This window comes from Pelosinus sp. sgz500959, assembly GCF_042610375.1.
GTDB lineage: Bacteria > Bacillota > Negativicutes > DSM-13327 > DSM-13327 > CTSoil-075.
The window spans coordinates 21,017-42,578 of sequence record NZ_JBGJZL010000018.1; the positions used below are offsets into that span (position 1 = coordinate 21,017).

The 21,562-nt window shown below is 38.6% G+C and carries 15 protein-coding genes and 1 riboswitch; of the genes, 1 reads left to right on the forward strand and 14 read right to left on the reverse strand.

Annotation, left to right across the window (positions count from 1 at the left end):
- Positions 1–81: 81 nt before the first annotated feature.
- Positions 82–169, reverse strand: a riboswitch (cyclic di-GMP riboswitch).
- 142 nt (positions 170–311) lie between these two features.
- From ACAN52_RS19785 to gnd, 14 genes are all read right to left on the reverse strand, one after another.
- Complete coding sequence (locus ACAN52_RS19785) at positions 312–1,625, reverse strand: PAS domain S-box protein (RefSeq protein WP_378956747.1); 1,314 nt, start codon at positions 1,623–1,625, stop codon at positions 312–314.
- Positions 1,626–1,977: 352 nt separating this feature from the next.
- Positions 1,978–5,115: an efflux RND transporter permease subunit gene (locus ACAN52_RS19790; RefSeq protein ID WP_378956748.1), complete on the reverse strand. Its 3,138-nt coding sequence runs from the start codon at positions 5,113–5,115 to the stop codon at positions 1,978–1,980.
- An 11-nt stretch (positions 5,116–5,126) separates the two neighbouring features.
- On the reverse strand, positions 5,127–6,281 hold the full coding sequence (locus ACAN52_RS19795; protein WP_378956792.1) for an efflux RND transporter periplasmic adaptor subunit: 1,155 nt from the start codon (positions 6,279–6,281) through the stop codon (positions 5,127–5,129).
- Between the two features lie 261 nt (positions 6,282–6,542).
- Complete coding sequence (locus ACAN52_RS19800) at positions 6,543–6,956, reverse strand: 3-hydroxyacyl-ACP dehydratase FabZ family protein (protein WP_378956750.1); 414 nt, start codon at positions 6,954–6,956, stop codon at positions 6,543–6,545.
- Positions 6,957–7,039: 83 nt separating this feature from the next.
- The gene (locus ACAN52_RS19805; protein ID WP_378956753.1) at positions 7,040–8,362 is read right to left on the reverse strand and encodes a class I adenylate-forming enzyme family protein; all 1,323 of its coding nucleotides are present in this window, start codon (positions 8,360–8,362) and stop codon (positions 7,040–7,042) included.
- Between the two features lie 5 nt (positions 8,363–8,367).
- On the reverse strand, positions 8,368–9,522 hold the full coding sequence (locus ACAN52_RS19810) for a thiolase family protein (protein WP_378956754.1): 1,155 nt from the start codon (positions 9,520–9,522) through the stop codon (positions 8,368–8,370).
- On the reverse strand, positions 9,519–10,070 hold the full coding sequence (locus ACAN52_RS19815; RefSeq protein ID WP_378956755.1) for a biotin transporter BioY: 552 nt from the start codon (positions 10,068–10,070) through the stop codon (positions 9,519–9,521). The genes ACAN52_RS19810 and ACAN52_RS19815 overlap by 4 nt, the downstream gene beginning before the upstream one ends.
- 180 nt (positions 10,071–10,250) lie before the next feature.
- Positions 10,251–11,564: a nucleobase:cation symporter-2 family protein gene (locus ACAN52_RS19820; RefSeq protein WP_378956756.1), complete on the reverse strand. Its 1,314-nt coding sequence runs from the start codon at positions 11,562–11,564 to the stop codon at positions 10,251–10,253.
- A 131-nt stretch (positions 11,565–11,695) separates the two neighbouring features.
- A complete protein-coding gene (locus tag ACAN52_RS19825; protein WP_378956758.1) occupies positions 11,696–13,978 on the reverse strand; it encodes a xanthine dehydrogenase family protein molybdopterin-binding subunit in 2,283 nt (760 codons plus the stop codon).
- A gap of 1 nt (position 13,979) precedes the next feature.
- Complete coding sequence (locus ACAN52_RS19830; RefSeq protein WP_378956760.1) at positions 13,980–14,429, reverse strand: (2Fe-2S)-binding protein; 450 nt, start codon at positions 14,427–14,429, stop codon at positions 13,980–13,982.
- Entirely contained in the window at positions 14,420–15,208 is a 789-nt protein-coding gene (locus ACAN52_RS19835; RefSeq protein ID WP_378956762.1) for an FAD binding domain-containing protein, read from the reverse strand. The genes ACAN52_RS19830 and ACAN52_RS19835 overlap by 10 nt, the downstream gene beginning before the upstream one ends.
- 114 nt (positions 15,209–15,322) lie before the next feature.
- Positions 15,323–17,173, reverse strand: a complete 1,851-nt coding sequence (locus tag ACAN52_RS19840) for an ABC transporter ATP-binding protein (RefSeq protein ID WP_378956764.1) — start codon at positions 17,171–17,173, stop codon at positions 15,323–15,325.
- Complete coding sequence (locus ACAN52_RS19845; RefSeq protein ID WP_378956765.1) at positions 17,157–18,902, reverse strand: ABC transporter ATP-binding protein; 1,746 nt, start codon at positions 18,900–18,902, stop codon at positions 17,157–17,159. The genes ACAN52_RS19840 and ACAN52_RS19845 overlap by 17 nt, the downstream gene beginning before the upstream one ends.
- 105 nt (positions 18,903–19,007) lie before the next feature.
- The gene (gene gnd, locus ACAN52_RS19850; RefSeq protein WP_378956793.1) at positions 19,008–20,420 is read right to left on the reverse strand and encodes a decarboxylating NADP(+)-dependent phosphogluconate dehydrogenase; all 1,413 of its coding nucleotides are present in this window, start codon (positions 20,418–20,420) and stop codon (positions 19,008–19,010) included.
- Positions 20,421–20,639: 219 nt separating this feature from the next.
- Here gnd and ACAN52_RS19855 point away from each other — a divergent pair, with 219 nt between their 5' ends.
- Complete coding sequence (locus ACAN52_RS19855) at positions 20,640–21,497, forward strand: YitT family protein (protein WP_378956767.1); 858 nt, start codon at positions 20,640–20,642, stop codon at positions 21,495–21,497.
- Positions 21,498–21,562: the final 65 nt, after the last annotated feature.

Genomic DNA, 21,562 nt, shown 5'->3' on the forward strand with positions numbered 1-21,562 from the left:
CATTGATATGATCTTCAGCTTCTTCTTGCTCGTTAATAAAAAATCCCCCTCAAAAAAAAAACTACCAGGCACATCAAATCATGATGCAACCTGGCAGTCATAGAATCATACTATCGTTAGACCCAAGGCTTTGCGTCCCTGCCTTTCGGAAGGTTTGCTTATAATTCAATTTTATAAGTATCAAAAATACTTCTTATTGGACTTTATTAAGTATAATTCAATATCCAACTATATTCTATTATCCCTGTAAGCTAATTTTTTAGCGAAAACATAAGAAATCTTTATCCTCAAACAAAATTTACCATTACTTTTTAATGTTTTTTTATAAATTGACTAATACTATATAATTTTAATGCCACTGCAAGAGCTAAACGTGTCTCGAATAAATCAATCGATACTCCTAAGATTTTTTCAATACGTTGTTTGCGAAAAATCACTGTTTTAGGATGGAGAAACATTTTTTCTGCTACTCTTTTCAAAGTTGAACTTTTTAAAATTTCATCCAAGGTAATTAGAAAATTTGTCCCCTTATCTTGATCATAACTGATGAGTTTACCAAGTTGTTCTCGTATAAATTCATCCGAACTTTCATTTCCTATACTTCGAACGAGAAGCTGTAGAATCCCCAAATCTTTATAATGATAGGTCCCTTCTAATTTCTTACCATGGCATTGGGCTGCAACGGTAGCACTCCATGCTTGCCAATAAGCTTTACGAAAACTATCAAAACCCCTTTGTACGCTACTAATTCCAACCATAACTTGTAACTGAGGATTATTTTTTTTGATTTTTTCTAGTAAAAAATCAGCAAAAAAAAGACTACGTTCTTCATTTTCTTCCTGCTTTTCAATATAATGATAGATAATCCCTATATTATTTTTACACTCCCAGACAACATACTCTTTACTCTCACTCAATATTTCTATTATAAAATTTTTTTCTTTTTCGTTATCAACGAAGCTTTCACTCACTAATAAACAACAAAATAATGGACGTGAAAGGTCAATGCCCAACTTTTTCATGGAACGGCTGACAATTTCATTGACCTGTATACTTCCTGTGATAATATCATTTAAAAAATCACTTCTACGTCTTAATTCATAGAGAAAATTTAATACATTCTCAGCCTGTTTACGATCAGTAATATCATGCAACGTACCTAAAGTACCTATTATGTTTTCCTCTTTATCCATCCTAGGTCGCATATAGATCTGTGCCCACCGCAATTCACCTTTTCTAGTGCAATAACGAATTTCATAACGACAATATTTTTTGTCTCCTCGTATGACAGCTAAGAACTGTTTTTGCTGAAAATCTCGATCATCTGAACTTATATAATTCAAAAAGTATTTTCCTAAACTTTCTTCGCGACTAAAACCTGTAAGTTTCGTCCAAGTAGGGGTTAAAAAAGTCCATAATCCATTTTTATCAGTCTGAAAGATAACACCTTTCATATTATCAATAATGGCCTTGTATTTTTTCTCTATATGTACAAGTTTACTTTCAAGATTATTGATATGTAGTACTAATTTGTTCTTAGACTCTCGACAATTACTTTTAATCTCTTCACTACATGTGATGCCACATTCAAAATCTTTACTAATTTGTTTTCCCCTATTATCCAAAAGGCATCTCTCCTTCTGAGTTGTTAGCGATACTGAATTAACTACTCTTACCAGAAATTATGAATTAATCTTATTTCTTCTTTTACTTAAAATACATACTCTTTCATTGCTTATGATATTATACTACTATCTGGTAAAATTCCATAGCTTTTGCCACTATGTCTTGATAAAAAATTAAGAAAAGACTTGGCTTGTGCCAAGTCTTCAGACGCAGGCAGAAGCCTTAGCCGTTCTTACTTGTAATCGAGAAAGTGTTATACTTTCTGATTACGTAAAGAAAGGCGAGGTAATCGCTACCTCGCCTTTCTTTAGTTTGTAATTAATAGTTTACTCTTTTTAAAATAATAATAATCTACAAAGTTTTTGTATGTTTCACGCGATAGTTCTTAATCATTCCCACTCCATTTTCAATTAGAACGAAAAGAACTGGGATTAAAAAGATTCCAAGAGTTGTCGCTGCTAGCATACCACCTACAACCGCTGTCCCCATGGAATTTCTCGCACCGGCACCAGCGCCAGTAGCAATAACCAGAGGCAAACATCCAATAATAAAGGCTAGTGACGTCATTATGATTGGACGCAAGCGTAATTTAGCCGCTTCAATGGCTGCCGAGACTGGATCCATTCCTCTATCTACCCTAACTTTCGCATATTCTACAATTAGAATAGCATTTTTAGCTGCTAATCCAATCAGCATAACCATACCAATTTGCATGTAAACATCATTTTGTAAATTACGTACATATTGGAACAAGAATGCACCGAATATCCCCGTCGGAACTGATAAGAGAACAGCAAATGGAATACCAAAACTCTCGTAAAGAGCTGCCAAACATAAGAATACAAATAACAAAGCAAAACCAAAGACAAAAGGAGCACGGCCTGCTGATATTTTTTCCTCACGACTCTGATCAGCCCACTCATAACTAAAATCAGTTGGCAAGGTTTGTGCTGCCACTTCTTCGAGGGCCGCTAAAGCTTGCCCTGAGCTATAGCCAGGTGCTTGGTTACCACCTACCTGAATGGCTCTATATCCATTATATCGTTTAATAACTGGCGGAGCCGTAATTGTTTGTGGTTTTAATAAAGTATTGAGTGGTATCATGGCTCCCGAAGAACTACGAACGAAGAAGAAACGTGTATCTTCTACATCATTACGAAATTTTTCATCCGCCTGCATGACGACTTTATAGGTTCTACCAAAACGGTTAAAATCATTGACCTGCACACCGCCAAGGAAAGTCTGTAAAGCAGTAAATACGTCTTTTACTGGAACACCTAACTGCTCTGCCTTCTCTCGGTCTACGTCAAAACGATAACCAGGAGTATCAATGCCAAAGGTAGAATAAATCATACCAATTTCTGGACGTTTACGAGCAGCAGCCATAAATTCCTTAGAAATTTTATCCATCTGTTCAATGGTATTGCCGCCTTTATCTTCGATCATTAAGGTAAAGCCACCTACGGTACCAATACCCGGTAATGAAGGAGCATTAAAGGAAACGACTCTGGCTTCTGGAACATGAGAACCATTCATCAGAACTTTCATAACTTGATCTTGAACACCAAGTCCAGGGGCCATACGTTCATCCCAAGAATCAAGTCTTGTGAAAATAATCGCTGAATTAGCTTTTGCTGCACCAGCTAAAATATCATAACCTTGTACGATAATCGCATCTGTTACCCCTGGCTGTTTACGTATATCGTCTGCAATTTTATTAGCTACATTCGCAGTACGATTCGCACTTGCCGCCTCTGGTAAGCTGATACTTGAAATAAAGTACCCTTGGTCCTCACTTGGCACAAAAGAAGATGGTACAAGTTGAAATAGTTTACCAGTGACAAGTAATAAAACTGCTAAAAATACAACACCTAGAGCAGACCGTTTAATAAACTTTGCCAAACCTTTACCGTATCGCTCTACCGTTGCCTCAAATAGATCATTAAATTTGTTAAAGAATGTTTCTAAGATACCTGAATGAGCATTTGGATCATGAGGCTTTAAGACCAATGCACAAAGAGCTGGCGTTAAGGACAAAGCCACAATAGCCGATAAAGCCATTGATACTGCAATTGTTAAGGCGAACTGTTTGTATAAAACACCTGTTGTTCCACCAAAAAAGGCTACAGGAATAAATACAGATGCTAGTACAAAGGCAATCGCAACAACTGGGCCAGATACTTCACTCATGGCCAACTTAGTTGCATCTTTCGGACTCATACCATTATAGCGCATGTGATGTTCTACTGCTTCAATTACAATAATCGCATCATCAACTACGAGTCCAATGGCCAAAACCATCGCGAAAAGAGTTAGGGTATTAATTGAGAACCCCATCACCATAAATGCACCAAAAGTTCCGATTAAGGAAACTGGAATAGCCAGCATAGGGATGAGAGTTGCACGCCAACTTTGTAAAAACAAAAATACAACTAATAATACTAATAGTAGTGCTTCTGCAAAAGTTTTAGCAACTTCTTTCATGGATTCTCGTACAAATTTCGTATTATCAACGACTGAAAAATAAGAAACATCTGAAGGGAATTTTTTTGATGCTTCTTCCAATGCTTGCTGTACCTTGGTAATCGTTTCTAAGGCATTGGCATCTGTGGTCAGCTGAACTGCAAATGCAACTGCTTGATCACCATTAAGGAAAGCTTGAAAGCCATAGTCTTTGCCACCCATCTCAACTGTGGCTATATCTTTTAGACGAATAAAGTTATTATCCTTGGAACTAATAATGATATTTTCAAATTCACTTGGTTCGGTCAAACGACCTTGTACCCGTGCGGAATATTGAAATTCTTGCTGAGCAGCCGTTGGTCTTTGACCAATGGTTCCTGCTGGCGCCTGGACATTTTGTGTCGTAATGGCATTAGAGACATCACTCCCTGTCAGTCCTAACTGAGCCATTTTGTCAGGATGCAGCCAGATTCTCATGCCATAATCGGCACCATATTCCATAATATTACCGACACCCTTGATTCTTTTCAAATCTTCAACAAGGTAAATACTACCATAGTTCTTTAGAAAAGTACTATCATAAGTCCCTTTCGGAGAGGATAGAGTAAAAATCAACGAATTATCAGGAGAAACCTTACGAGTCGTAAGACCCGCTGTAGTAACTTCTGTAGGAAGGGATGCATTAGCTTGCGCTACCCGATTTTGAGTTTGTACAGTTGCCATATCAGCATTCTTACTTAAATCAAACTTTGCCGTCAAAGTGTAAGAACCTGAATCGGAGCTAGTGGAAGTCATGGACACCATATCTTCTGTTCCATTAACTTGTAGTTCAATGGATTGGGCCATGGTCTGTTCTACAACTTCAGCATTTGCCCCTGTATAACTACCACTTACACTCACTTGTGGTGGTGTAATTTGCGGATATTGAGCTATTGGCAAATTAAATGCGGAAATTAAGCCAACTAGCGTAATTACAATAGATAACACGATCGCAAAAATGGGACGATCAATAAAAAACTTAGCCACCCGATTACCTCCTATTGCTTCGCCGGAGTTTGTAAATCATCCGGGCCGATCATTATTACCGTTACAGGTGTTCCCGGCGGAGTCTTCATAAAGCCTTCTACGACAATACGATCATTTGCTGTCACGCCTTCATTTACAACCCACATATTACCAACTTTTGTACCCATTTTAACGGCCCGCGTTTCGGTCTTCTCACCTTCGACGACAACCGTAACGAGAGTTTTATCCAGCATTTGCTGAACAGCTCGTTGTGGAATTAATAAGGCTCCTGGACGGACCTCACTTTGAACTGCAACACGAGCAAACATACCAGGTACAAGCAGCTTGTTAGGATTAGCAAAAGAGGCCTTAAAACTTAATGTCCCTGTGCCAGTTGTTAACCCTTTATCTACCTGTTCGATTTGTCCAGTGATTGGATAGGTAGAACCATCACTGAGAATAAGTTTCAAGTTTTGTCCCCACTCAGTTGGAGAGGCACCTGGTTGAGTTTTAGCAAACTGTAAATATTCATTTTCACTCATACTAAACTTTACCATGACTGGATCAATGGAAGAAATCGTAGCCATAATTGTCGATCCAGCTGACACAAAGCTACCTACACTTAAGTCATTAATATCAATTTTACCATTAAGGGGGGAAAGAATAACTGTGTCTTGAATATCTTCTTGCGCTTGCTGTACTTTAGCCCAATTTGCCTGAGCAGCAGCGGCGTTTTGTTGTTCAACAGCTACTGCATTATCTAAAGTTTGCTGGGAAACAGCACCTTGTGATGCAAGTTGATTGTATCTGCCAACCTCTTTGCGTGCATTCGCAAGTAAAGCTTCTGATTGTGCTGCTGTTGCTTGATTTGTCAGTAATGCAGAGTTATATTGGCGACTGTCAATACGGAACAGCGGCTGACCTTCTGAAACAGTAGCCCCTCCTGTTACCATCTTAGCCACAATATTACCTGATACTTTTGCCCGAATTTGAACTTCATTTTTCGCTTCTACCGCTCCGACAAATTCGTATGTAATCGGCGTATCTTTCTGCATAACCTGCATAACTTTTACCTCTACAGCCTGGGGAGCTGGTTTTGCGACTTGACTACTGCACCCACTCACCGCAACCATCCCAATTAAAAAAGTGAGTAAAGCGACATATTGCCAACTTTTTTTTGATCTCATATGAACCAATTCATTTACCTCCTAACTATTGTGACTAACCAGTCATTAAAGTCTTATTCGACTCAATCAATACAATTCCTTCCTGTAATTTCTTTTTTTTATAAATTATTATTCTTTTTTTAAATAATAATTTATAAAAAAGAAAAGACTTGGATTGCGCCAAGTCTTCAGGCGTCGGCAAAAGCTTGAGTCCTTCTTACTTCAAACCGAAAAAAGATTACTATATTGATTCTATAACATACTATTTTTTTATGAAGTTGATCATGTAAGTCTTAAGCATAGCCAAGTTGCTTCTAAAATTTTCTGTCCTTTATAAAAAGCAACTCCCGTTTGTTTTAGTACTTTATCGGAAACTTTAAGGTTTTTTACGACCATTTTAACAGTTGCCTTCGATTTAACATAACCAAAAAAATGAACATTTTCCAATGAAGCTAATCCCCAGGACGCTTTTTGAAAAATACCAATTTGAGTTACGCCTGCCCCACCGCATTGTACCATTGATTCGATAAGAATAACGCCTGGAACGATTTTCTCTCCTGAAAAATTCTCTTGGTAAAATAAAAAAGATGTATTATAAGTTTTTATTCCTACTGTTTCATTTCTATCTGCAGATAGAATTTCATCAACAAATAAAAAAGGGTAACGCTGAGGAAGTAACTGCTCAATCTCAGACAAAAATTCGCCTCCTGACAATGTATATGCATTGAATTAAGGATTATACGTGGCACTTCAATTTTTTATTGCAACTTATACATTCTTCATTGTAATTGTCGTTTCAGCCCCATCCTATCAATTTTACCACTTTTATTTAATGGTATTTCATCAATAAAAATAATCTTACTCGGGCAATAATGAGGGCGCATTTTTCTTCGACAAAACTCTATAATATCTCCACTCATCAATGTCTTACTCTTTTTCACAATCCATGCACATACTTTTTGACCTCTGATCGAATCATCAATACCGCCAACAACAACATCTGCAATACCAGGACATTGAAGTAAGACTTTTTCAACTTGTTCAGGAATCACTTTGATCCCTCCCGCATTGATCAGCCCCTGCTTGCGGCCCAGCAAATATAAATAACCGTCTGCATCAATTCGACCTAAATCTCCGACTGTCGCCTTGGGTCTATAGTCTGGAGCAAGATATGGACTTTGAGCCCATATACAATCATCCTCAATCGTAAGTATGACACCAGGAAAGGCTTTGCCGACAGATTCAGGATTGAGCAAAAGATCTTCCGCTGTTGAATAACTTACATGCCCAAGTTCACTTGCGCCATAATATTCATAGATCTTTGCCTGAGGAAATTTTTCCACTAGCTTTTGTACTGTTTCTTGGTCAATTTTTGCTCCTGCGGTAACGATTGATGTGACCTGAGGAAGAGAACTTTTCATAACTTTTAGTAAGATTCGATAATTAGCCGGAACCATAAAAATAGCACTAATATCATGATTCATCATGTCTTTCAGCCAAGTACGCGGCAGACTATGACTTGCCATCACAACCGTACCACCCTCAGAAAAAACGTGTAGACATGCATTCAAATTTGCCGTATAAACAAGCGAACTAACCAAATAAAGAGTATCTAAACCAGAAATAGTAAAGGTCTTACTTTGAATAGGAAACCCCCTACTCCAACTCTGATGATCTCGCCATATCAACTTAGGTGTGCCCGTACTTCCTGAGCTTAAAGCACCTAGAAAAAGATCTTCCTGATTTATTTTAGGAAATTCCGATACTACCTCTGTTGAAAGTTGAAAATTTTCATCAATATATAAATTAATGTTGTGCCTTTCCATCAATTCTATACATACTTCCTCTGAAGTTGACGAATCGATGAAAACACATGCACCACCGACTTTTAGAATACCAAAGAAATAGAGTAATTGTGATACAGGATTTACAAGTTTGACAAGTATCTTATCACCTTTTTTTATGTGTGTACCTAGCTGATAAGCTAACTCATCAACATTCTGTATAAATTCACCATAAGTGAGCTGTATCTTTCCGTAAATCAAACATTTCTTATTAGTATCAAAATCCTGAATGTGATCAAATATTTGATGAATCAGCACGTTTTTTAGCACCTTTCAATAAGGGTTGCAATTCCCATACCGCCCACAGCACCGATGGAAGCAATCCCAAATCGCCCTTCTATCTGTTCTAAGGCTTTTAGTAAATGCAATAAAATAATGGCTCCAGAAGCTCCATAAGGATGGCCATAAGCAAGTGCACCCCCTAGCATATTGGTCTTCTCTAAGCTAAAATTCAATTGCTGACAACATGCTAGTATTTTAACAGCAAAAGCCTCATTGATTTCAAGAGCATCAATTTCGTTTAGGTCTAACCCCTGTTTCAGCACTAGCTTTTGAATGGCTGGAACAGGACTCAAAGGAAAGAGATTGGGGTCACAACCGCAGCTGACTGTTCCTCTGATCAACGCCTGGGGCTTTAAATTATATTTTTTAACTGCTTGCTTTGATGCAAGGAGAATAACAGCTGCGCCATCATGTTTTAGACAAGTATTACCTGCCGTAATATCTCCATCATCTCTAAAAACAGGTTTCATTCTTTCTAAAAGTTTAAGGCTCATGCCTTTTCGTATACATTCATCAGAATCAATGATTTTTCCAGACACCGCGATGGGAGTCATAATTTCTTTTAGCAAACCTTTTTCTTGAATTAAAAATGCTCTCTTATGACTCTCAAGCGCTAATATATCCATTTCGTTTCTCGAAATATTCATCAGTTTAGCAAGATTTTCTGCTGCTTCACCAATTTCTGGATCACCAATAGCAGGGGTAGAAAAGGGTGCTCTTTCATAATATACATCGTCCCCTTGGAAACGTGGATCTGTCGAATTAAATTGCCGCCTTGGAGCCATACTCGTGCTTTCGACTCCTCCGGCTATGACAAGATCAGCCTGGCCTGCCATGATTTGGTTCGTGGCTACCTGAATAGCACTTAACCCCGAACCACACTGAGAATCAACAGTGAGTGCGGGAGTGCTGTAAGGCCATCCCGCTTCAAGTGCAGAAACCCGGGCAATATTCCCCCCCGGCCCCACTGCATTCCCCAGTACAATTTGCTCTATGTCACTAGGTGATAGTTTATAGTGAGCGATAACGTCATTGAGAACAATAGACGCTAATTGTTCTGGCAATAAATCTTTTAGAAAACCACCTGTTTTTCCAATTGGTGTTCGCCTGCCGCCAATTAAATATACCTCGTTCATGGACGTACTCGATTATGAGGCAATCGTTTATTGATAGCCACTGCAACAATTGTAGCGACAAAAGCTTTAAATAAATCACCTGGTATATAAGGAAGTGCACCGACTGTGATGGCCTTTTCGAGTCCCATGCCTGTCACATAACTGAGCCATAATACCCCAAAAAGATAAACAATGATGATTCCACCTATGACATTCGCTAGAGCAAGACGCCAAACTTTATTTTGTTTCCCTTTTAAGAATGCAATGGCCATAGCGCCAACTAAATAACCAATCAAATATCCACCTCGTGGGCCAACAATTATACCAATACCTCCAGTCATACCTGCAAAAACAGGTACACCAACGGCACCGAGTAACAAAAAGGTCAGCACACTATAGCCAGCCTGACGCACCGTTAATATGCCTCCTGCCAACATAATGGCTAAGGATTGACCTGTAATAGGAACGGGGCTTATTGGTATGGGGATGGACACTAACCCAAGCACCGCAATCAAAGCTGCAAAAAGTGCTGAATAAATAAAACCAGTTAATTGATCTTTCTTATACATGATAATCCTCCGAAATACAATATTTTAATCTATGATCACTAAGAAAAAGTATAAATCACCCTCATAATGTTGTCAACCGATATTCTCTCTTAGGTTAACTGTGAATAAAAGTAATAAAAAAAGGACTTGGCTTACGCCAAATCCTATGATTGATGATTTATCCAATGACCAAGTCTCTCTTTATGAATTCTTTTCTTGACCAGCACCATTTAGAATTACATTCAAAACAATCGCTGTTATACTCCCAGCAGTAATACCGCTGTGAAGAATAACTTGTGCCCAGCTAGGGAAATTTTTATAAAACTCTGGAACAGCTAAAGTAATCATCCCAATACCGAGGCTCACAGCAACAACCATAATATTATGTGTGCCCTCAAATTGTACTTTGGAAAGGGTTTTAATACCACTCGCCGCTACCATACCAAACATAGCAATCCCTGCACCACCAAGCACTGGAACAGGAAGAGATGAAATGACCGCTGCAAATTTAGGGAATAAACCAAGAGCCACTAGAATGACTCCAGCAGCCGCTACAACAAAACGGCTCTTTACTTTAGTTAAACCCACTAAACCGACATTTTGAGCAAATGCAGTATAAGGGAAACTATTCAAAATACCACCTAACATTGTAGAAAATCCATCAGCTCGTAAGCAACGGCTTAAATCTTCAGCATCAATTTCTTTCTCGACAATTTCAGCAACAGCAATACAATCACCTGTTGTTTCCGTCATAACAACCAACATCACAATAACCATGGCGGCTATGGATGCAAGATCAAAAGTAGGCATACCAAAGTAGAAAGGAGTGGTGATACCAAACCAGCTCGCACTTGCCACTTGAGAAAACTTAACCAAACCTAAAGGAATAGCAATGAGAGTACCTGTAATGAGTCCTAATAAAACTGCAATATTACTTAAGAAACCCTTGAAATAACGATAGAAAAATAGCACAAGCATTAAAGTCACTAACGCCAAACCAATATAAGGTGCTGCCGCAAAATCTTTCGCTGCAGGATTTCCACCAGCTGCCCATCTCACAGCTACAGGCATGAGGGTTACACCAATTAAACTAATGATACTACCAGTCACAACAGGAGGGAAAAATCGTAATAAACGGCTAAAATAAGGAGCAACTAAATACGTGACAATCCCCGCCACAATAATTGAACCATAAATACCTTGCAAACCGTGTGACTTACCAATAATGATCATCGGCGTCACAGCCGCAAAGGTAACACCTTGAATAATAGGAATCCGAATCCCCATGTTCCAAAAACCAATGGTCTGGATAATTGTAGCAATCCCACAAGTTAACAAATCTGCATTAATTAGGTAAATCAATTGTTCTTGAGATAACCCTAGGGCATTGGCAAGAATCAAAGGAACAGCCACAGCACCTGCATACATGGCTAGCACATGCTGTAAGCCATAAGTAAATAATTTTCCGAAAGGTAACATTTCATCAACAGGATGAATTGAATTTTGGTCTTTCATCTTTTTCCTCCTCATATAAGTTGAATTAAATTGTATAAAGATAATCGCCAGGAATGGTCTATGACCTAATAGCCATTCCTGACAGACTAACAATATAGAGCATGAATTCTTTACTTTTTGTATATCAGTTATTATTTATTATTTTGTACTGCCATGAATATTTTTTCAGGAGTAATCGGCAATTGATTGATTCGGACCCCTACCGCATTGTAAACAGCATGAGCAATGGCTGGTGCAGGAGTATTCACAACAACCTCACCTAATGATTTCGCACCAAAAGGACCTGTTGGTTCAAAACTTTCTTCAAAAGCCACTCGTATCTTTCCAATATCTTTACGACAAGGAATCTTATACTGCATAAAACTATCTGTTTGCAAACGCCCTTGCTCACCATATCGAACCTCTTCATAAAGGGCCAAACCAATGCCTTGTACAATGCCACCTTCAACCTGAATGGTCGCCAGCTTTGGATTGATCACCGTTCCACAATCGACGACAGCTACATAATCCAATAGCTCTACTTTTCCAGTCTCAGTATCGACTTCAACTTCTGCAAAACCCGCAATAAAAGGTGGTGGTGATACAGGACTGCCATAAGTACCTTGACCAACTAACTGTAAATTCCCCATCCCAAGTACCATGATTTCAGCTAATTTTTCTAAGCTAAGCTCTTTTTCACCAGTCATTGTGGTAAGCAATTTTCCATCAAATTCAATCGTATCTGCTGAAACTTTGAGAATTTTTGCTCCACTATCAATAATTTTCTGTTTCAATTCTTCAGCGGCTTTTACCACAGCCATTCCTGTTACATAGGTAGTACTCGACGCATAAGAACCTGGATCATAAGGAGAAACATCCGTATCCGCAGCATTAACAATGATATTGTCCACTGTCGTTTCTAAAATTTCAGCAGCCATTTGAGCCAATATGGTATCACTACCTGTTCCCATGTCTGTAGAACCAAGTAGCAATGTATAATTCCCATCATCATTTAAGCGAATCTCAGCGGATGCAGTATCAATGCCTGCAATCCCTGACCCTTGCATGGTGACCGCCATACCCACAGATTTGACCTTATTGCCATTGATTCTAGATTGAGGATATTTTTCATCCCAGCCAATCATTTTTTTACCTTGCTCAATGCAACGATGCAACGATGAACTACCAAGAATTTTACCATGATATGCTAAACTGGTTTCGCCTTCTTTGATTAAATTCTGCAATCGCAGCTCTGTAGGATCCATATTAAGCTGCGCTGCTAATTTATTGATTGTTGCTTCAAGAGCAAAGGTTCCTTGAGTCGCCCCATAACCTCGAAAAGCCGCACCAGGCATTTTATTAGTATACACTACTTTTCCCATAAATCGAACAGCTTTTGTTTTATTATATAATGGCAACGTTTTTTGTCCGACCACCATAAATACAGTCGAAGCATGTTCACCATAGGCTCCTGTATCGGACAAACCTTGTATATCAACAGCTCGAATGTATCCATCCGCATCTGCACCGACTCTAACAGTCAGGCGCATGGCATGACGGCTATTAGTACAGGAGAAGGTTTCACTGCGATCATAGATGATTTTTGCTGGCTTACCAGTCTTTAACGTTACGATTGCTGTAAAAATTTCTACAACAACTGTCTGCTTACCACCAAAACCACCACCAATTCTCGGTTTAATAACCCGAATCTTGCTGGCAGGTATTTGTAAGGCTAAGGCAAGTTTTCTTCTTACATGGAAGGGAATTTGCGTAGAACTTACTACAACCAATCGTCCCATATGATCAAGATAATTAAAAGAGCGGTAAGTTTCCATCATGCAATGAGCCTGAGCCTGAATATAATACGTATCCTCAGCCACAACAGCACACGCTTTTAATTCAGCTTCAATATCGCCAATTTCTACAGTCTGGTCCGATACAACATTTTTCTCCTGCTGCATACCGATATCAAAATTACAATGTAAATCAGTCTCAGGATGAATGACAGATTCATGCCCCTCAGCTTTCTCAAAATCGAGTACAGGCGTAAAAACTTCATAGTCCACCTTAATCAGTTTCATGGCTTTTAAGGCAGTTTTTTCATCAACAGCAGCAATAATTGCCACTTCATCTCCCACATAGCGAAGAATTGGATCTAAAATCAACCGATCATAAGGAGAGGGCTCAGGATAGGATTGCCCTGCAACTGAAAAGCGTACATTAGGTACATCTTTATACGTAAGAACACATTCAACGCCAGGAACTTTTTCCGCCTTGCTCACGTCGATTGTCGTAATTTTTGCAAATGCATAAGGGCTACGAAGTATTTTTACCACTAAGGTATTTGGCATGACTAGGTCATCTGTATATACAGGCTTACCAGTCGCAATCGCCATCCCATCAATTTTGCCAATGCCTTTACCAACAAAATTCATGCTACTCCACCCCCAAGTAAGTTTTCACTGCCCTGAGTTGCCCCATATAACCTGTACATCTGCATAAATTTCCTGTCAAATAATGAATGATTTGTTCTTCTGTCGGATTGGTTAGTTCATTCTTCATCGCAATGACAGTCATAATAAAACCAGGACTGCAAAAGCCACACTGTTCAGCACCCTCTGCAACTAAAATTTGGGCAAACTCCTCAGCTTGCTGACTCACGCCTTCAATCGTTGTAATCTGTCTGCCATTCGCTCTTATGGAAAGAATGTTACAAGATAAGGTTGGTTTACCATCTAGCCATACGGTGCATAGACCGCAGCAAGATGTATTGCAACCTTTTCGAATACTCAAGGTTCCATAATTCCGTAAGGTATCTGCTAAAAATTCATCATTCTCAGCCTTCATTTTGACTACTTTATTATTTAGAGTAAATTCTATTTCCATTGTAACACCTCCTGAATGGCTCTCGTGATCAGTACTTTAGAAATAGCTTTTCGGTACTCTCCTGTTGCCTTTGCATTCGTTCCAAATACTAATTCATCAGCTGCAATTGCAGCAATATCATCACACTTAAGATTTCCCTTGCTTAATTCAGCTGAAGCTTGATAAGCAATTTTAGCCCGCGACGGCATAGCTCCAACTGCGATAATCCATTGATGATCCGCCTTTGAAACAGCAACATTGAGGATAGGAAAATCACTTGCCGAACTACGGAAATTTTGATAGGCGACTTTTCGTTGATCTTTTTTTATAAAAATCTTGGTCAGAAAATCTTTTTCATAAGCTCTACCTAAAAACTCTACTAGCGGCATTCTGCCGCCTTTATATAATTCAACCTCAGTATCCAAGGCTAATAACGCTGTAATCAAATCAGAAAATCCATATTTTGCATAAACCGATGCTCCCACTGTAACCACATTACGAAATTGAACACCAATAATATTACCAACAGCTTTTGGAAGTACACCATTAAAATATTCCTGCAAAATCAAATTGGTTTCAAGATCTCGGAATGTTGTCATCGCACCGATTTCAATATAATCAGTCTGCTCTGTGATATAGTTTAAGTTTAATTTCGACAGTTCGATGCCAGTACCAATCCGGCTAGAACCCAATCGAAGAAAAGCACAGCCTCCGAGAATCGCATTATTTCTCTTAGCCATGAGTATTTGATATGCTTCATCAATCGTATCTGGTTGCACTAAGTCAAGTAATGTAAACAAAATGATCCTCCCTCCTATCTGCTATCCATGTGTTTCGACTAATTTCGACTAAAATTGTAACATGGTCTGATTGATAAGTAAATTTAATTATTTGCGATAGGCGAAACAAATCGATCAGTTCAAAAACATACGATAATATCGCCCTTTCTGATTGAGCAACTGATCATGATTGCCTTCTTCGATAATTTCACCTTGATCAATGACCATGATTCGATCTGCACCGCGAATGGTATTCAAACGATGAGCAATGATAAAACTAGTGCGCCCTTGCATAAGATTTAATAGGGCATCTTGTATATGCAGCTCAGTTCGAGTATCAATGCTACTTGTGGCTTCGTCGAGAATCAGCAAAGTTGGCTTAGCAAGCATGACTCTTGCAATCGCAAGCAGTTGCCGTTGCCCTTGGCTTAAGTTACTACCATTCTCTGATAATAGAGTGTCATATTGTTTAGGAAGACGCTGAATAAATCCATCAGCATTGGCCATTGCTGCAGCTAATTTCATTTCTTCATCCGTAGCGTCTGGCTGACCATATTTAATATTTTCTTTAATCGTACCCGAGAACAAATATGCATCCTGTAATACAATGCCAAAACACTGTCGCAAGCTATCTCGTGTATAATTTCTAATATCCCTGCCATCAAGTAATATCCTACCACTTGTGACATCATAAAACCTCGTAAGGAGATTCACAATGGTAGTTTTCCCAGCCCCTGTAGGACCGACAAACGCTGTACTACTCCCTCCTTTTGATTCAAAACTGACATTCTTCAAGATCGGCACATCAGATCGATAGCCAAAACTAACATTTTCAAATACAATGTGTCCTTTCGAATCCTCTAAATCAACTGCATTTGCTAAATCTAAGGGTTCTTCTTGTTCATCAAAAATTTCAAATACTCGTTCAGCACCAGCTACTCCTGATTGCAATACATTAAATAAATTAGCCAATTCATTGAGTGGGCGTACAAATTGTCTTGAATAACTCAGGAAACTGGCAATAACGCCAATCGTAATCATATTTTTCATTGCAAGAACACCACCAATGATTGCAATAAAAGCAAAACCAATATTATTAATCACATTCATCAATGGCATTAAAAAGCCCGACCAAATTTGTGCTTTTAATCCAACATCATATAAATTTCCATTGATTACATCAAATTCTCCGATTACCTTATCCTCATGATTAAAGGCCTTTACGACTTGTATCCCTGAGATACTTTCTTCAATATGACTATTTAGCTTACCAAGCTGTACTTGCTGTTCTTTAAATAAATCACGAGTTTTTTTGCTAATCACGCGAGCAAGTAAAAAAACTAGAGGTACAATCATGACCGTAGCCACTGTAAGGGAGGGACTGAGCACAATCATCATGATTAATGAACCGACGATCGCAATTGTTCCTGACATAAATTGAGTGATTGACTGAGATATGGTACTACTTACATTATCCACATCATTCGATAAACGACTCATTACTTCCCCATGAGGATGAACATCAAAAAAAGCAATGGGGAGTTTCTGAAGTTTTTCAAATAGAGTGGATCTTAAGTTCATAACAATGCGCTGGGACAGACCTGCCATCATCCATCCTTGGAAAAAAGTAAGAATACCGTCTGTAATATAGGCTGCGATCAGTACCATAACCGTCATCTTCAATAGTTGGAAGTTGACGTCTCCACTGACAATTCCGATGGCATCAATGGCCACGCCCATTAAGTAAGGCAATGATAGTGTTAACAAAGCATCGATAAAAATAAAGAAAAAAATAATAATTAACATTTTTCTTTCCTTACCAAAATAAGACCAGAGTCGCTTGATCGTCACTGTAAATTTTTTTGGTTTTAAAAGGACCTCACTTCCACGACGTCCACCAAAATTTCGCCGCGCCCCCCCAAAACCATGCAGAGTCGAACTTGAATACTTTTCTTTATCTTTGGATTGTTCATGTTCTTGAGACATGATTTTTCATCACCTTACCCATTTGAGATGTAAAAATTTCCTGATAAATTTCACAACACTGCAGCAGTTCATGATGTTTACCGCTACCGACGATTTCCCCCTGATCAAGGACGACTATTTTATCTGCATCCATGACCGAAGTGATCCGTTGCGCAATCATGAAACAAGTCAAATGATCCATATATTTTTTTAAGGATTCTTTGATCTTACCTTCCGTCACAACATCAATAGCACTCGTAGAGTCATCAAGAATCAGAATTTCAGGTTTTCTCACCAAGGCTCTTGCAATCGATACCCGTTGTTTTTGCCCTCCAGAAAAATTAACTCCCCCCTGACCGACTCTTGTTTGATAACCTTCAGGAAACTCAATAATAAAATCATGTGCCTGTGCAATTTTTGCCGCATTTTCAATCTCTTCGATCGTAGCATCTTCTTTTCCCCACCGGATATTCTCAATAATCGTACCAGTAAATAATACTGTTTTTTGCGCAACGACGGCTATTTTTTCTCTTATTCTATGTGGATTGCTCTTCCCAATCTCTTCACCATCTAGTTTGAGGGAACCTGAAGTAATATCATAAAAACGAGGAATCAGATTGACCAAACTACTCTTTCCTGAACCCGTTGAACCAATAATTCCAATGATTTCTCCAGGCATACAAGTCAGATTTATATTCTTAATCACAGATGATTCAGTTTTCCCTTCATAAGAGAAGTATACATTTTTGAAAACAACTTGTCCTTTTTGAGTGCTACCTTCTATGGCGTTTTCTTCCCATTTCATGCTATTTTCTTGAAGAAACACTTCCTGAATACGCATCGCCGAAGCTTTGGCCCGTACGAACAACGTAAAAACCATGGAAATCAGCATTAATGAGAATAACATTTGTGTCATATAGTTAATAAATGCAATGATCTGTCCTGCTTGCATATCGCCATTATTGACTCTAATTCCTCCAAACCAGAGTACCGCAACGATGCCAAAGTTCACACTCATCATGATTCCTGGGCCAAATGCCGCCATCAATCGCATGGCTTCCACTGACCTAGATTGCAGCCTGCTATTGGCATCATTAAATTTTTCTACTTCATATTCAAAGCGGTTAAAAGCCTTCACAACTCGTACACCAGATAAATATTCCCTCATAACGCTATTAACCTGATCAAGAGCCTGCTGGACTTTATTAAAAAGCGGATACCCCAATTTCATATTTACGATAATTAAAATACCAACAACAGGAACAACGACTGCGAGTACTAATGATAAATTGTAATTGAGACGAATGGCCATAATCAGACTTCCGATACAAAGCAGAGGGGCTTTGATAAAAATTCTCATTAGTCCATTTACAAAGTTTTGCACTTGAGTCACATCATTGGTGAGTCGAGTCACTAATGAAGCTCGATCAAACTGATCAATATTTTCGAAGGAAAGATGTTGAATTTTCTTATACAAATCGGATCGCAATTCCGTCCCAAAGGCTTGAGAAACACGGCTTGATATTAGATTTCGAGCAGTTGCCGCTGCAAATCCAAGTACTGTAATCAATAACATCTCGCCCCCCATGGACAAAATATAATCCATTTCCTTGGCGGCAACACCGATATCGATAATTCGTGCCATAATCGTAGGTAGCATCAGATCACACATGGTTTCACACATGACAAAAAATACTGATAAGCAAAAAGATTTACCATATTTTCTTCTATATTTGTTCAGAAATTCCATGTTTAAATTCCCCTTGAAAAATTTGTCTGAACTACTCTATTTACTCTTACAATAGTGAAACTCCTGCAAAGTGTCTGCACTTTACAGGAGTTTTATTATAAGAAATTAGTCATTCCAATTTGTATGAAAGATTCCTGAACGGTCAGTACGTTCATACGTATGAGCCCCAAAGTAATCGCGTTGTGCTTGAAGTAAATTCGCCGGTAACACTGCACTTCGATAGCTATCATAATAATCTAACGATGCACTAATAGCCGGTGTTGGAATACCAAGCTCTTTGCACGTGATAACGACCAAGCGCCAATTATCTTGAGCCTTTGCTAATATCTCTGCAAAGAAGGGACTCATCATTAGGTTCACAAGCTGGCCATTATCAGCATAGGATTCTTTGATCCGATCAAGAAAGCGAGCACGGATAATACAACCACCTCGCCACAATAAAGCAGTCTCACCAAAATTAAGATTCCAGCCATACTCTGCACTTGCGGCTTTAAGCAAAGCAAACCCTTGAGCATAAGCACATATTTTTGAAGCATAAAGAGCATCGTGAATAGCGCTAATGAGTTGTTTCTTATCACCTTTATATTGTTTCTGAGGGCCTATTAATGTCTTTGCTGCAGCCAAACGTTCGTCTTTATAAGCCGACATACAACGGGCAAATACAGCTTCTGTAATGGTCGGCGTGGGAACACCTAGATCCAATGCACTTTGAGAGGTCCATTTACCAGTACCTTTCTGCCCAGCTTTGTCTAAAATAACTTCGAGCAATGGTTGACCCGTAATTTCATCTTTGCGTGTAAAAATATCCCGCGTAATTTCAATTAAGTAGGAATCCAATTCGCCTTGATTCCACTCTGAAAAAACTTTATGTAACTCCTCGGTTGATAACTGAAGAACATTTTTCATAATGTAGTATGCTTCACTAATAAGTTGCATATCACCGTATTCAATTCCATTATGAACCATTTTTACATAGTGACCTGCCCCATCAGGACCAACGTAGGAACAACAAGGCTGACCCTCTACCTGAGCTGCAATTCGCGTAAAAATCGGTGCTAATTCTTCATAAGCACTAGGGCTGCCTCCTGGCATCATACTAGGACCTTTTAATGCTCCTTCTTCGCCACCCGATACACCAGCGCCAACAAACTGAATTCCTTTTTCCTGAAGATAAGTCGTCCGTCGTCTTGTATCTTCAAAAAATGAATTGCCACCATCAATAATAATATCATTTTCTTCAAGGTGAGGAAGGAGTTCATTAATCATATCATCAACGGGCTTACCAGCCTTAACCATTAGCATCACTTTACGTGGTTTACTGAGCATCCCAACCAATTCAGCGATAGAATAGGCACCGCCAATGGTATCATAGTCCTTATTTTTTTCTAAAAACTCATTTACTTTATTCACTGTACGGTTGTATACGACCACTTTAAAACCTTTACTGGCCATATTAAGGACTAGATTTTCCCCCATCACTGCAAGTCCAATAAGTCCAATATCATATTTTTTATTCATCATTTTCTCCGTCCTTTCTTATTAGTACTATACTCTAATATTATTCGAGACATAATGAGACAACACCTGTCACACATAGATATTTTTTTCTTTATTACAACAATTGTAAAGTATTCACGGACTTTTGACCTATTTTCATTAAATGTGTTACACTTCTTTTTGTGTTTTTCTCTAGATTATGTTATATTTATAGTACCATTATAATTTTAGGGAGGTCTTATGACGAAAAAAAACACATCTTTAAATTATTTTTTCAAATTCTTATTCTTATTTATTGGATCAACTCTCGCAGCAATTGGTCTCGAATTTTTCTTGATTCCTAACAACATCATTGATGGAGGAATCGTTGGTATTTCTATTATGGTCAGTTATCTTAGCAACTATCCGTTAGGCATGTTTATCGTTGTTTTAAACATTCCATTTCTAATCTTAGGTTATAACCATATCGGAAAGACTTTCGTGATATCTACCTTATTTTCCCTCTGCTCCTTATCTGTCTGGGTTAGCATCCTACATCCACTACCACAATTAACCGAAGATCTTTTGCTTGCCGCTGTATTTGGCGGTATTATATTAGGTATCGGAGTCGGCTTAATTATACGTTATGGTGGATCGTTAGATGGAACAGAAATAGTCGCTATTATCTTAGATAAGAGGACGGGATTTTCTGTTGGGGAAATTGTCATGTTCTTTAATCTTTTCATTTTGACTAGTGCTGGTCTTGTTTTTGGTTGGGATAAAGCCATGTATTCTCTAATTGCTTATTTTATCGCATTTAAGATGATTGATATTACCATTGAAGGTTTAGAGGAAACCAAAGCTGCTATGGTTATCTCTGAGAAATCAGAGCTTATTGCCGAAAAAGTAATGGCTCGCCTCGGTCGGGGAGTTACTTTCTTGAATGGCAAGGGTGGCTATAGTGGCGAAGATCGTGCCGTTTTATATCTAGTTGTTACACGACTAGAAGTTTCGAAATTAAAGAATATCATCGATGAGATCGATGAAAACGCTTTCGTGACCATCAGTGAAGTACATGAAGTCATGGGTGGTCGTATTAAGAAACGTGCAATCCATTAAAAAGAAGTTCGCCAACTGGCGAACTTCTTTTTTTTACTTATTGATTGTTGGCCCCTCAGATATTG